The organism is Streptococcus sp. SCPM-O-B-15304 (M98), from assembly GCF_058200215.1.
Genome location: NZ_JBYQGQ010000009.1, coordinates 58,954 through 72,813, shown reverse-complemented (window position 1 = coordinate 72,813; position 13,860 = coordinate 58,954). Strand labels below are relative to the sequence as shown.

General features: G+C 38.4%; 10 protein-coding genes. 4 read left to right on the top strand and 6 right to left on the bottom strand.

The window, feature by feature from the left end; translation table 11 throughout:
* Positions 1 to 3: 3 nt before the first annotated feature.
* Both gpsB and AC3E7H_RS06945 read right to left on the bottom strand, forming a co-directional pair.
* Complete coding sequence (gpsB, locus tag AC3E7H_RS06950) at positions 4 to 333, bottom strand: cell division regulator GpsB (RefSeq protein WP_000146538.1); 330 nt, start codon at positions 331 to 333, stop codon at positions 4 to 6.
* A gap of 69 nt (positions 334 to 402) precedes the next feature.
* Positions 403 to 930 carry an SLOG family protein gene (locus tag AC3E7H_RS06945; RefSeq protein WP_375555773.1) on the bottom strand — a complete coding sequence of 176 codons (528 nt, stop codon included), beginning with the start codon at positions 928 to 930 and terminating at the stop codon, positions 403 to 405.
* Positions 931 to 997: 67 nt separating this feature from the next.
* Here AC3E7H_RS06945 and recU point away from each other — a divergent pair, with 67 nt between their 5' ends.
* On the top strand, positions 998 to 1,594 hold the full coding sequence (gene recU / locus AC3E7H_RS06940; RefSeq protein ID WP_414260694.1) for a Holliday junction resolvase RecU: 597 nt from the start codon (positions 998 to 1,000) through the stop codon (positions 1,592 to 1,594).
* Positions 1,591 to 3,753, top strand: a complete 2,163-nt coding sequence (pbp1a, locus tag AC3E7H_RS06935) for a penicillin-binding protein PBP1A (protein WP_490676293.1) — start codon at positions 1,591 to 1,593, stop codon at positions 3,751 to 3,753. The genes recU and pbp1a overlap by 4 nt, the downstream gene beginning before the upstream one ends.
* A gap of 363 nt (positions 3,754 to 4,116) precedes the next feature.
* On the opposite strand, the gene AC3E7H_RS06930 is transcribed toward pbp1a, so the two are convergent.
* Entirely contained in the window at positions 4,117 to 6,099 is a 1,983-nt protein-coding gene (locus AC3E7H_RS06930) for a peptide ABC transporter substrate-binding protein (protein ID WP_490676292.1), read from the bottom strand.
* Between the two features lie 223 nt (positions 6,100 to 6,322).
* Between AC3E7H_RS06930 and AC3E7H_RS06925 the strand changes: the two genes are divergently transcribed.
* A complete protein-coding gene (locus AC3E7H_RS06925; protein WP_006151868.1) occupies positions 6,323 to 6,805 on the top strand; it encodes an S-ribosylhomocysteine lyase in 483 nt (160 codons plus the stop codon).
* A gap of 55 nt (positions 6,806 to 6,860) precedes the next feature.
* Here AC3E7H_RS06925 and AC3E7H_RS06920 read toward each other — a convergent pair whose 3' ends face one another.
* Positions 6,861 to 8,963 (bottom strand): AAA family ATPase, encoded by a 2,103-nt coding sequence (locus AC3E7H_RS06920; protein WP_075228470.1) that lies wholly within the window; start codon positions 8,961 to 8,963, stop codon positions 6,861 to 6,863.
* A 402-nt stretch (positions 8,964 to 9,365) separates the two neighbouring features.
* On the bottom strand, positions 9,366 to 11,681 hold the full coding sequence (gene pflB, locus AC3E7H_RS06915; protein WP_000260625.1) for a formate C-acetyltransferase: 2,316 nt from the start codon (positions 11,679 to 11,681) through the stop codon (positions 9,366 to 9,368).
* A 237-nt stretch (positions 11,682 to 11,918) separates the two neighbouring features.
* Between pflB and dinB the strand changes: the two genes are divergently transcribed.
* Positions 11,919 to 12,980 carry a DNA polymerase IV gene (dinB, locus tag AC3E7H_RS06910; RefSeq protein WP_000904608.1) on the top strand — a complete coding sequence of 354 codons (1,062 nt, stop codon included), beginning with the start codon at positions 11,919 to 11,921 and terminating at the stop codon, positions 12,978 to 12,980.
* Between the two features lie 34 nt (positions 12,981 to 13,014).
* Here the strand turns inward: dinB and AC3E7H_RS06905 are convergent, their stop codons facing one another.
* The gene (locus tag AC3E7H_RS06905; protein ID WP_000273482.1) at positions 13,015 to 13,860 is read right to left on the bottom strand and encodes an undecaprenyl-diphosphate phosphatase; all 846 of its coding nucleotides are present in this window, start codon (positions 13,858 to 13,860) and stop codon (positions 13,015 to 13,017) included.

The following is a 13,860-nucleotide window of genomic DNA, read 5'->3' as shown; positions in this document are numbered from 1 at the left end:
TTCTTAGAAATCAGAATTATCCATGATTTGTTTGCCAAACACTTCTTTTTCAAGACGATTCAAACGTTTCAAAATATCAAAGTTTGTCATAGAAGTTGTACTTCCAAGCTCTGCTGGTTCAGAAGCTACTGGAGTCACTTGAGGTTTTTTTGCCAATTCCTCTTTCAACTCTGCAATTTCTAAACGGAGTGACTTTACTAATGCTGCATAAGTTTCATAATCCTTGATGACATCATCCAAGAATTCATCAACCTCTGCTTTACTATATCCACGTACTTCTCTTCCAAAATCCTGCTCAAAAATATCTTTTGCTGTAAAAATAATACTTGCCATGTCTCTCTCCATTCTCAGTTGCTAGTATTATTATATAAAAAAAGGCAAACAAAAAGCAAGGTCAAAGGCTCAATTTTCGGAAAAATTTTCAGCTACTTCGTTTAATTCCTCAAATGTTAATCTTTTTGTAATATAGTTGTCTTTCTTTTTCATCAGTTCGTAAAAATACTTCAGTTTTGTTTCATTTTCTTCATCATAAAAAAGATAGGCTCCATCTGTATTTTCAAGTAAGAAAAGTTGATAATCTCGTAATTGACCCTTGTGTTCATAGTTCGGATAGGCGTATTTAACAAAATCAACTTGTTTAAATTCACTAAGTTTAACCCGATTCCCCTCATTCCAGTTTTCCCCATGAGTCTCAAAATCAAAGATAGTCGCAAGTTGGAAACCAAAGTCATCTTTCATATCTCTGGCCACCTCCAAAACCCAGTGTTCAAATCCCAGAGTTCCCGTAAACACCAACCATTTCAACCCTTCGTCAGCCATTTTTTCCAAATCTCTACGAATGGCTTTTTTAATAATTTTTAAACGAATATCTTTGTCATTAAACAATCCTAAATCAAAGCTAGAATAGCCTAAAACCAAGGCTGTATGCATTTTTTCACCCTTTCTGTGCACCTTTATGATATAATAGAGTGATGTTATTGTACCAATAAGGAGAATTATGGTCAACTATCCTCATAAACTTTCATCGAAAAAAAAACATCAAGTCACCTCACAAACTAAAAATTTCGCAAATCGTGGGATGACCTTTGAGAAGATGATCAATGCTACAAACGAGTATTATCTGACACACGGTTTAGCTGTTATCCATAAGAAACCAACTCCTGTTCAGATTGTCCGCGTAGACTATCCTCAGCGTAGTCGTGCTAAGATTGTTGAAGCTTATTTTAGACAAGCATCGACTACCGATTATTCTGGAGTTTATGAAGGGTTTTACATCGATTTCGAAGCCAAGGAAACCAAGCAAAAACATGCGATTCCGATGAAGAACTTCCATCCTCATCAGATTCGGCATATGGAACAAGTCCTTGAACAAAAAGGAATTTGCTTTGTCCTTCTTCATTTTTCTTCTTATCAAGAAACGTATTTATTGCCGGCACTTGACCTCATCCGTTTTTATCATCAGGATATGGGAAAAAAGTCAATGCCGCTTGACTATATCAAAGAATTCGGTTATGTGATTGAGCAGTCTGCTTTTCCACAAATTCCTTACCTTGATACAGTCAAACAACATTTACTAGGTGGTAAAACAATATGAACAAACAAACTATCTTACGCATCGCTAAATACCTCGGCATTGGTGTGATTAGCTTATTTATCGCAGCTTTCCTGCTTGGTGGTGGTGTCTTTCTTTACTATGCAAACAAAGCTCCTGAACTTTCCGAGAGTAAACTTGTTGCAACTACATCAAGTAAAATTTATGATAGCAAAAATGAACTCATCGCAGATTTAGGTTCGGAACGTCGTGTCAATGCTCAAAGTAGCGACATTCCTACTGATCTTGTCAATGCGATTGTCTCTATCGAAGATCACCGTTTCTTTAACCACAGAGGAATTGATAGCATTCGTATAGCAGGAGCATTCCTTCGTAACCTTCGAAGCAATAGTGGTCTTCAAGGTGGATCAACTTTGACTCAGCAGTTAATTAAATTAACTTACTTTTCAACATCAACAGCTGATCAAACCCTATCCCGTAAAGTTCAAGAGGCTTGGTTAGCTATCCAGCTAGAGCGAACTGCAACTAAGCAAGAAATCTTGACCTATTACGTCAATAAAGTCTACATGTCAAATGGTAACTATGGTATGCAGACAGCTGCGGAAAACTATTATGGTAAGGACCTCAAAGACTTATCCATTCCTCAGCTAGCACTCTTAGCAGGTATGCCACAGGCTCCAAACCAATACGATCCTTATTCTAACCCTGAAGCAGCCCTTGAAAGACGGAACCTCGTTTTGTCAGAAATGCAAAAACAAGGTTACCTTACAGCCGAACAATATGAAACAGCCATCAATACTCCAATCACAGATGGACTTCAAAGTCTAAAATCTATTAATAGCTATCCACAGTACATGGATAACTATCTTAAAGAGGTTATTGATCAAGTGGAGCAAGAAACAGGTTATAATCTATTAACAACAGGTATGGAAGTCTATACCAACGTTGACCCAGAGGTACAAAAACACCTTTGGGACGTCTATAATACTGATCAATACGTAAACTATCCTGATGATGATATCCAAGCAGCTTCTACTATCATTGATGTATCAAATGGTAAAGTTATTGCCCAACTCGGATCTCGTCACCAAGCTAGCAATGTATCCTTTGGTACCAACCAAGCAGTGGAAACAAACCGTGACTGGGGTTCAACTATGAAACCAATTACGGACTATGCACCTGCACTTGAGTACGATATCTATGACTCAACTGCTTATATGCTTAAGGATGTACCATATAACTTTCCAGGAACTAGCACTCCAGTCTATAACTGGGATCGTGGCTATTATGGTAACATCACCCTTCAAACTGCTATCCAACAATCTCGTAACGTACCAGCAGTTGAAACTCTCGATAGAGTTGGACTCGATAAAGCCAAAAAATTCTTAAACGGACTTGGCATTGATTATCCAACCATGGTATATGCAAACGCAATTTCAAGTAATACGACTGAATCAGGTAAACAGTACGGTGCAAGTAGTGAAAAAATGGCTGCCGCCTATGCTGCATTTGCTAACGGTGGTATCTATCACAAACCAATGTATATCAATAAAGTTGTCTTTAGCGACGGTAGTTCAAAAGAGTTTTCTGATCAAGGTACTCGTGCTATGAAAGAAACAACCGCCTATATGATGACAGAAATGATGAAAACCGTATTATACTCTGGTACTGGTCGAGACGCCTATATATCATGGCTTTCACAAGCAGGTAAAACTGGTACATCAAACTATACTGATGAAGAGATTGAAAACCACATCAAAACAAGTCAGTTTGTTGCTCCAGACGAAATGTTTGTTGGTTATACCCGTAAATATTCAATGGCGGTCTGGACTGGTTACTCAAACCGCCTTACTCCAATCGTTGGTGATGGCTTTACTGTTGCCACTAGTATCTATCGTTCTATGATGCAGTATCTAGCAGAGGACGATCACCCTGGTGATTGGACAATGCCAGAAGGACTTCATAGAAGTGGTGATTACATCTTCAAGAATGGGGCACGTAGCAACTGGATTCCACAGTCAACTCAAGAAAGTTCGACTACAGAGAGCTCTAGCTCAAGTTCAACTTCAACAACTGAAAGTGAAAGCTCTTCAAATGAAAATACGAATGGCACTACCAATCCAAATGCAACGCAACCAAACTCATCTGCAAATCCTCAACAACAAAATCAACCCCAACAAAATCCACGAAGACAACAATAAAATATATAAAAAACTGAGAACAAATCCTCAGTTTTTTGTATGTAGTTTTTATAGTGGAATCTTAACTTCTACTAGGTCAAACTTTTTAAAAATAGGAAGATAAACAACTGAACAAACTAAAAACTGTCAAAGTTATCTCAATCACAACCTTATCCCAAACACAAGTTAAATAGTCGGGAAAACTGTTTAAAATTATAGGTAAAAGTTACCTTGTGTTTATGTAGTTTATCTATGAACTGGGGCGTGACTTAGAAAGTCTAATCTACTACTTCAATGCAGGGATTAAAGCAATAATCAACATGCTAAACTAAAGTCTCAGGAAGGGTATCAAAAGGCCAGACTTTTTGTCCGGCCTCTTTTTTCTTATTTGACATGATTTGCAAGATCTTCTTGCGCTTTTTTATTAGATTCTTCTTTTTCTTTCTTCCATTTATCTTGAGCTTTTTGATACTCATCAGCAGTTACTGGTTTATCTTGAAGTTCAAGGTATTTGTACAAGAGGGCTTCACTCATACCCTTGTTACCTGAGTAAGCAAATGGAAGTGTGAATGGTACCATCTTAGACAACATTGGACGTCCAGTTTGAGAAGTTGTTGGAATAATCAATGCACTATCTGTCAACCAAGCTTGGGCTGCAGCATATTTATCATAACGTTTTGAAACGTCAGTGTCTTCATTTCCAGCTTCAACAACCATCTTTTCGTAATCTTCCAAACCAACTTGTTTGGCAGCAGCGTTGTTTGTACCTGAATCAAATCCTAGGTAAGTCTTAGTATTTTCACCTACTGATGGTTTGATGATATCAAGGTATGTAGATGGGTCGATGTAGTCTGGAGACCAACCAACATTATCTGAAAGATCCCAATCTTCACCGGCAGCCGTTTCAGCAAAGTAAGTGACATTGAGAACTTCATCTTTTTGAAGTTGTTGGATATCAACGACTACGTTATCAGTTCCTAATGTTGCTTCAAGTGATTGTTTCAATGATTGAACACGTTGAACTTTTGTAGTATTGGTTTGGTCAACAGGCATATCCAAGTGGATTGGGAATTGAACGCCTTCTGCTTGGAGAGCTGTCTTAGCCTTAGCAAATTCTGCTTTTGCTTTTTCAGGATTGTAAAGACCATCTTGAGCATCGTCTAGGTTAACATCTTTCCACTCGTCACCATAGGTCACCAATTTTTCCTTAACTAAGTCACCAAAGTTTTTACCATCTGCTTGAACAAATGTTGGTGGTACGAACAAGTTACGAAGGAGTTTGCTTGCTCCACTTTCTCCATTAACTTGAGAAGCATATGCTGTTCTATCAAAACCAAAGGCAATAGCTTGACGGAAGTCTTTGTTAAGAAGAGCTTTTTTAGTTGATGTCTTTTGCTCATCTGTAGTCTTAGAAGTATATTTGTAAGACTGACGGTCAATATTTGTACCAACTAAGAAAGTAGCAGAATCTTGTGGTGTATAAACGATATTGTCTTTAAACTCTTTTTCAAGTTCAGAGTAGCTTCCACTTGTTGGGAAGAGACGAGCCATTGAGAAACCACCATCTTTAAAGGTTTCTGCAAGTTTGTTATTGTCTTGACCATCCCAGAATGAAAGTTTTACTTTATCAATATGAACATTGTCCTTATCCCAGTAGTTTGGATTCTTTTCAAATTCTACTGAAGATTTTGCTACTAATGATTTTAACAAGAAAGGACCATTATAAAGGATACTGCTTGGATCAGTTGCTTTGGCAAAGTCACTTCCTTTAGAAGTAAGGAATTCTTCATTGACTGGGGCAAGAATTCCCATGGTTGTCTTAGAGTTCCAGAAGCTTTCTGGTTTGTTCAAAGTGTATTGAACTGTTTGATCATCTACAGCCTTGATTCCAACTTCTGAGAAGTCTTTAACTTCACCTTTTACATAAGCATCAAGACCTTTAATAGATTCTTGAACAAGATAAAGGGCTTCTGACTTATTATCAGCCGCATATTTAAGACCTGTTACAAAGTCTTGCGCTTTCACTGGCGCATACTCTTCGCCTTCAGAAGTGTACCATTTAGCATCTTTACGGATTGTGTAAGTGTAAGTCAACCCGTCTTTGGACACTGACCAACCTTCTGCCAAAGATGGCACGAAGTTACCGTAGCGGTCATTCTCCATCAAACCGTCAATGACATTACTTGTGATATTAGCAACCGCAGCCTTACCAGTTGTCAGATAGTTGAGACTATCTGGATCTGTTTCATAAACATAAGAAAAAGTTTTCTCACCCTTTGCACTAGAGCCTGAACCTGAACAAGCTGCCAAAACACCTGACGCTAACAGAGTTACTCCTGCTAGGGCCATTACTTTTGAAAATTTCATAATAAACTCCTTTATGACTTTTTATACATTATAGTCCCTTTTTTGCTAAGTGTCAATACAATTTTCAGAATTTTTCCAATTGATTTGAAAATAATTGCCTTTTCAAAATTATTTTTTACAGTCAGACTCTTTTATGGCATTCATATTTGAAAAATCTCTTTATTAGCAGTTTTTAAGTAAATCTTTATGATATAATGAAAGGAGAAAGTTGAAAGGAAATACCATGTCAAAAGAAGTTATTGTTGAAAGTTTTGAACTTGATCACACCATTGTCAAAGCACCTTATGTCCGTTTAATTGGGGAAGAAACAGGTCCTAAGGGAGATATCATTTCTAACTTTGATATTCGCTTGGTTCAACCAAACGAAGACTCAATCCCTACTGCTGGACTTCATACCATTGAACACCTCTTGGCTAAGCTCATCCGTACTCGCATTGACGGGATGATTGATTGTTCACCATTTGGTTGTCGTACAGGTTTCCATATGATTATGTGGGGACGTCATACTAGCGCAGAAATCGCAGCTGTCATCAAGGATTCACTGAAGGAAATCGCTGAAACAACAACTTGGGAAGATGTCCCAGGAACTACCATTGAATCTTGCGGGAACTACAAGGACCACAGCCTATTTTCAGCTAAGGAATGGGCTAAATTGATTCTCCAACAAGGAATCTCTGATGATGCCTTTGAACGCCATGTCATTTAACACAAAAGAACCAGTTTTTTCAACTGGTCCTTTTTTTTACACTCAAAATTTTAATTTAGGCTTTCTCACGAATGACCAAGACACCATCTTCCATGTCGGCTTCAAGGTGTTTAGCATCAAGATTATCCAAGTGGAAGTCTGTGACTTTGTCACGAATTTGTTGTTCAACTACTCGACGGAGTGGACGAACACCCATTACTTCATCATAACCTTCTTCAGTCATGTATTCTTTAGCTGCATCGCTCACTGCCAAGTCGATCTCTTTCTTGGCAAGTGTCTTATTGACATCAACCAACATCAAATCAACAATCTTAGAAAGGTCTTCCTTGCTCAAATGTGAGAATTCGATAACAGCATTGAAACGGTTGAGGAACTCTGGACGGAAGTAAGGTTTCAAACGATCCATCAATTCTGGTTTATCCGCATCTTCTGTCAAGTTCGCTTCATAACCAAAGCCAGCATTTGAAGTTGCGATAATCACTGTATTCTTGAAGTTTACTGTGTTACCTTGACCATCTGTTAAACGACCATCATCCAATACTTGAAGAAGAAGAGTAATCACTTGAGGGTCTGCCTTTTCAATCTCATCAAGAAGGACAATTGAGTATGGATTACGACGAACACGTTCAGTCAATGTATTGTTGTTGTCATCGTAACCAACATAACCTGCAGTAGTACCAATCAATTTAGAAACGGCTGTACGGTCGCTGTATTCAGACATATCCAAACGAATGATGGCGTCTTTAGTACCAAACATATCAAGTGCTAATTGTTTAGCCAATTCTGTTTTACCAACACCAGTAGGTCCTACAAAGAGGAAGCTACCGATTGGGCGATTTCCTTCATCAAAACCTGCACGGTTCCGACGAATCGCTTTGGCAACGGCTTCAACAGCCTTGTCTTGACCGATAACCTTAGTTTGCAAACGGTGGCCCATATCTTTCAAACGTTCAATATCAGTTGCACCCATTTGTGAAACAGGAATACCTGTCATACGTTCTACAGACTCAGCTACGTCATTTACAGTCGCTGTAACCTTGTGATCTTCTGTATGGTTAGCAATTTGCTTTTCAAGTTCTTCGATACGAACTTTTGCATTTAAAGCTGCTTCATAATCTTCTTTAGCAGCTGCAGCTTCTTGTTTAGCTTTTTCTTCTTCAATTTCATGTTCCACAGCATGCACATCTGTTACTGGATGTTGTGCAGCCAAGTGAGCAGCTGTCACATCGACAAGGTCGATAGCCTTATCTGGCAAGCTACGTTGTGGAATATATTGAACAGAGTAATCAACAGCAGCTTTCAAAACTTCATCTGGCAAGATAACATTGTGGTGTTGTTGATAAAGATCACGGATCCCTTGGAGAATCTTGAAAGTATCTTCAGCAGATGGTGCATTAACTTTTACTTCGTTGAAACGACGAGCAAGAGCAGCATTTTTCAAAATAGTGTTGCGATATTCATCTTGAGTTGTTGCACCAATCACTGTCAATTCACCACGTGAAAGAGCAGGCTTCAAGATATCCGCAAGACCTTTAGATCCTTGACCATCCCCTGTGCTACCAGCACCAAGGATTTGATGAATTTCGTCAAAGAAAAGGATAATATTTCCAGCTTCTTTAACTTCTTTTACCAAGTTTTGAATGTTTTCTTCAAAGCTACCACGGTATTGTGTACCAGCTTCAAGTCCAGAAATATCAATTGAAATGATTTCTTTGTTCTTGATTGCTGCTGGAACATCACCATTCACGATAGCTTGGGCAAGACCTTCTACTACTGCCGTTTTACCAACACCAGCATCACCGACTAGAACTGGGTTATTCTTTGTACGACGAGAAAGGATTTCAGATGTTTCTTGAATCTCCTTATTACGTCCAATAACCGGATCTAACTTCCCTTCACGAGCTTCAGCAGTTAAGTTACGTCCAAGTTTTGCAAGAATACCATCTTGTTTCATAGCTTTACCTTGAACATACTGAGCTTGGTCACTTCCTTCACTTGGAAGTTGCCCTGTTTGACGATAAATAGCGAATTCTTCAGGTGTTACTTCACGACCGTTAATCAAGTAACGACGGTTTTCTGAACTGTATCCACGCATACCGCCCATTAATTGGTTAAATAAATCATCCATGTTGTTAAAGTTATTAAAGTTGTTGTTCATATTTCATACCTCGTTTGTTTTCAAAATTAGTTAGTCAAATTAATTTGACTTTATCTGACCTTTGTTTTAAAAAATTTAGACTAGCTATTTGCTACTCTACGTATAATTTCAGGTTTTTCTTTATCCAATACAGGTTTTGTAATTGGACTTCTAAAAATACTAATGTTCATCATAGGTTGTACCTCTTTTCTAGGTTTTACCCATACTTTGACCTTAAGATAAATTACACAATCACCTTAAAATCAAGGTTTTCTAAGGATTCCCTTATCCTTATGTTCTTAGTATATCACTTTGGTCAGTATTAGTCAAGAGATTTGACCAATTTTGACCAATTTTTTTAAATATTTTTTTATAGCAAAAAACCAGTCAAAATGACTGGTTTTTATTTACTATTTATGAATCTTAGCTCAATGCGTCATCCATTGAAAGAACTTCGTGGAAGACACGTTGTGTCAATTCAGTTTTTTGTTCTGGAGTGAGGTATTTAGTGTTTACACAGTATCCAGAGATACGTACGATTACGTCTTCACCTGACATGATCTTTTCGTAAACATCGTTCAAGTCCATAACGTTCAAGTTAACGTGTTGTCCACCGTTTTCGAAGTAACCATCAAGGATTGTTACCAAGTTATCAACTTGTTCGTCACGAGTTTTACCAAGAGCACGTGGTGATACTTGAGTTGTCAATGAGATACCATCAGCTGCGTAACCAAAGTCAAGGCTAGCAAGTGAGTTCAAGTTTTGCAACCATCCACCTTTAGCTTTGTTAGATGGGTTAGCACCTGGTGAGAAGAATTCAAGTTTAGACAAGTTCACTGAACCATCTTCGTTGAGGTATACACCTTTGTGGACTGGTGAGTTACCAGTTTGTTTAGAGTAAGCAACGTTAGATGTGATTGTCAAAAGTGAAACTGTAGCTTCTGCATTCTTGTAAAGTTTGTGGCTACGTAGACGAGTTGTATAAGCTTCAATCAACCATTCTGCCAATTCGTTTGAACGTGGGTCATCTTCACCCCAACGTGGGTATTCACCGATTGTTTCGTAATCGTAGATGTAGCCATTTTCATCACGGATTGGTTTAACTGTAGCGTATTTGATAGCTGACAATGTATCAACAGTGTTGGCAAATCCACAGATACCGAATCCCATGTTAGCACGTTGTTTAGTTGGCAAGAAGGCCATTTGAACAGCTTCGTAGTTGTACTTGTCAGTCATGTAGTGGATGATGTTCAAAGCATCTACGTAAGTGTCAGTCAACCAGTCAAGAGATTTTTCAAAGTTAGCTTTAACTGATTCGAATTCAAGAACTTCGTCGCGGATTGGTTCGATGTCAAATACTTTGTAGTCTTTATGAACATCGTCGTAACCACCGTTCAAACCAGTAAGAAGAGCTTTAAGAACGTTAACGCGAGCACCGAAGTACTGGATGTTGTGACGTTGTTCTTCGTTTTCTGGATCAAGTGGAGATACACAACATGAGATACAGCTCATTTCACCATATCCATCTTTAGCCATTGTTGTTACACCTTCGTATTGGATTGAAGAGTGTTTGTGGCTCATGTGCATACAGTAGCGACGGAAGTTGTATGGCAATTTGTCAGTCCAAAGAACTGTCAAGTTTGGTTCTGGAGAGTTACCAATGTTGTCAAGAGTGTTCAAGAAACGGTAGTCCATCTTAGTAACACGGTGACGACCGTCGTTACCCATACCAGCCATTGAAGTTGTGATGAAGGTTGGGTCACCTGAATACAATTGGTCGTAAGCTTTTGTACGAGCAAATTTAACTGTACGAAGTTTCATAACGAAATCATCAACAAATTCTTGGATTTCTGATTCAGTAAATGTACCACGAGCAAGGTCACGTTCTGCAAAGATATCCAATACGATTGGCACACGTCCAAGAGATGTAGCCGCACCGTTGATCACACGGCAGACAGACATAAAGGCAATGTTAACCCATTGGATAGCTTCTTTAACGTTCATCGCTGGTTTGCGAACATCAACTCCGTAAAGATCACCCAAGCGAACAACTTGTTGCAATGCTTGATATTGAAGGTTGATCTCTTCACGAAGACGGATTGTTTCTTCATCAATTTCTTCGATTGAGTTCCAGTCGTTAACTTTTTCTTGCATCAAGTAGTCTGCACCGTAAAGAGCAAGACGTGCATAAACACCGATGATACGTCCACGTGAGTATGCATCTGGAAGACCAGTTACAGTGTGAGCGTGACGAGCACGACGGATGTTTGAAGTGTAAGCACGGAAGATACCATCGTTAACAGTTGTTACGTATTTAGTGAAAATTTCGTGAACAGCTGGATCTGGTTCGTATCCATTTTCTTTCAAAGTAGTTTCAGCCATACGGATACCACCTTTTGGCATGAAGTTCAATTTGAAGAGTTCATCGTTTTGGATACCATAAATCAATTCGTTTTCTTTGTCGATAAATCCAGCAGGAATATCAGCAATAGAAGTTGGACGAGTGTCCATTGGGAAACGAGTTTCTTCGTAGTGTGCTTTAGTTTCTTCTACGATTTTTTTGATGTGGAGTGAACGTTCTGTTGGTCCTGCAAGGAAGCTTTCGTCTCCATCGTAAGGTGTGTAGTTAGCTTGTACAAAGCGTGATACACTTGCTTTTTCTTTCCAGTCAACACCTTTAAAGCCTTCCCAGGCTTTGTCAAAAATATCTTGTGCTTCAACAACTGTCTTAACAACCATGTTAATGTCCTCTTTTTTCTTTCTAGTAACAGTCATCTGTTACATTCATGTATTCAGTATACCACACAGTAAACGATTTCAACAACTAAAAACTCACTTTTTTAACACTTTCTTTTCTAATACAGTTCGAAATATGCTGCAAACTGTATTATATTTTTGAAAGAGATTATTTGATTTTCATTTTTTCAGAAAAAGAGTATAATAAAATTAAACAAACTAGCACTGAGAGGTTTCTCCATGTTGATTTTTCCACTAATGAATGATTTATCTCGTAAAATCATCCATATTGACATGGATGCCTTTTTTGCTGCTGTTGAAATTCGAGACAATCCCAAACTTAAAGGGAAGCCAGTTGTGATTGGTAGTGATCCTAGAAAAACTGGTGGTCGAGGAGTTGTTTCTACCTGTAGCTATGAAGCGCGAGCATTTGGCATCCACTCAGCTATGAGTTCTAAAGAAGCCTATGAACGTTGCCCTCAAGCCGTTTTCATTTCTGGAAACTACGAAAAATATACTGCTGTCGGTCAACAGATTCGAGCTATTTTTAAACGTTATACGGATAATATCGAGCCTATGAGTATCGATGAAGCTTATCTAGACGTGACTGAAAACAAACTCGGCATCAAGTCCGCTGTTAAAATCGCTCGACTAATTCAACAAGATATTTGGAATGAACTTCATTTGACCGCTTCTGCTGGTGTGTCTTACAATAAATTCTTAGCTAAAATCGCTAGCGATTACCAAAAACCTCGAGGCCTGACAGTTATTCTTCCTGATGAAGCTGAAGATTTTCTTAGACAAATGGATATCGCTAAATTCCACGGTGTAGGTAAGAAAACAGTTGAAAAATTGCATCAAATGGGCGTATTCACAGGAGCTGATCTTTTAGAAATTTCTGAAATTAGTCTCATTGACCGTTTTGGTAGACTCGGTTTTGACCTGTATCGCAAGGCTCGTGGCATTGATAATTCTCCCGTCAAATCCAATCGCATTCGTAAATCTATCGGAAAAGAAAAAACTTATAGTAAAATTCTCAATCTAGAAGAGGATATCAAAAAAGAGCTAACCCTACTTTCGGAAAGAGTTGCCCTTAGTCTTCAAAAACATGAAAAATCTGGAATGATTGTTATTTTAAAAATCCGCTATGCTGACTTTTCTACAATGACTAAGCGGAAAAGCTTATCTCAAAAGATCCAAGATGCTGAAACGATTTCACAAATGGCTATCCAACTTTACGAATCTCTGGCAGATAAAGATAAAGACGTTCGCTTATTGGGTGTCACTGTGACTGGATTTTAAAACCTTGAAGGAAGCTTCCCTCAAGGTTTTTTTCTTATACAAATAATCGAATAAAGCTATAAAGTAGCAAGACACTACCAAGGACAATACGGTATTTACCAAACATCGTAAAGTCGTGTTTTTTAACATAGCTAGTCAAGAAACGAATGGCAACCATGCTGACTGCAAAAGCTACTACCATGGCTACTAAGAGCAAGAAGAATTGACCAAAACTCAAAACTTCTCCTGCCTTGATGAATTTAAAAATCTTCAAAGCGCTGGCTCCAAACATAACTGGAATTCCTAGGTAGAAGGTAAACTCAGTTACCACCGAACGACTGGTTCCGTTTAACAAACCACCGACGATAGTCGCACCTGAACGACTAGTCCCTGGTAAAAGAGCCAAGACTTGGAAAAGTCCGATATAGAGGGCTGTTTTATAAGGCAACTTGTCTAGCTCTGTGACTGTTGGCTCAATTGCTTGCGCTTTGTTGCGTTTTTCAAGATAAATAAAGGCAACCCCATAAACAATCAACATAATGGCTACTGAAACCATATTATGGAAGTGAGTATCAAACCAATCATCAAACTTAAAGACTAAAAGAAGAGGGAGGGTCGCAACAAATACTTTGGACCATAATTGCCAAGTTCTACGAACTTCGACTTTATCCTTGCCTGGTTTAAAAGGATTCAGTTTGTTAAAGTAGATAACCATAACGGCTAGGATAGCACCCAGTTGAATGACTACGTTAAACATAGACATAAAAGCTTCATTTTGATCTTTATACTGGATAAACTCTTCTGCCAAAATCAAGTGACCAGTACTTGAAATCGGCAACCATTCCGTAATTCCTTCAACAATCCCAAAAAAGATTGATTTTAAAATTTCAAAAAAATACAT

What these genes read in the sequence shown, in the direction of transcription:
- gpsB (WP_000146538.1), bottom strand. Translation starts at nt 333, where the DNA reads ATGGCAAGTATTATTTTTACAGCAAAAGATATTTTTGAGCAGGATTTT.
- AC3E7H_RS06945 (WP_375555773.1), bottom strand. Translation starts at nt 930, where the DNA reads ATGCATACAGCCTTGGTTTTAGGCTATTCTAGCTTTGATTTAGGATTG.
- recU (WP_414260694.1), top strand. Translation starts at nt 998, where the DNA reads ATGGTCAACTATCCTCATAAACTTTCATCGAAAAAAAAACATCAAGTC.
- pbp1a (WP_490676293.1), top strand. Translation starts at nt 1,591, where the DNA reads ATGAACAAACAAACTATCTTACGCATCGCTAAATACCTCGGCATTGGT.
- AC3E7H_RS06930 (WP_490676292.1), bottom strand. Translation starts at nt 6,099, where the DNA reads ATGAAATTTTCAAAAGTAATGGCCCTAGCAGGAGTAACTCTGTTAGCG.
- AC3E7H_RS06925 (WP_006151868.1), top strand. Translation starts at nt 6,323, where the DNA reads ATGTCAAAAGAAGTTATTGTTGAAAGTTTTGAACTTGATCACACCATT.
- AC3E7H_RS06920 (WP_075228470.1), bottom strand. Translation starts at nt 8,963, where the DNA reads ATGAACAACAACTTTAATAACTTTAACAACATGGATGATTTATTTAAC.
- pflB (WP_000260625.1), bottom strand. Translation starts at nt 11,681, where the DNA reads ATGGTTGTTAAGACAGTTGTTGAAGCACAAGATATTTTTGACAAAGCC.
- dinB (WP_000904608.1), top strand. Translation starts at nt 11,919, where the DNA reads ATGTTGATTTTTCCACTAATGAATGATTTATCTCGTAAAATCATCCAT.
- AC3E7H_RS06905 (WP_000273482.1), bottom strand. Translation starts at nt 13,860, where the DNA reads ATGTATTTTTTTGAAATTTTAAAATCAATCTTTTTTGGGATTGTTGAA.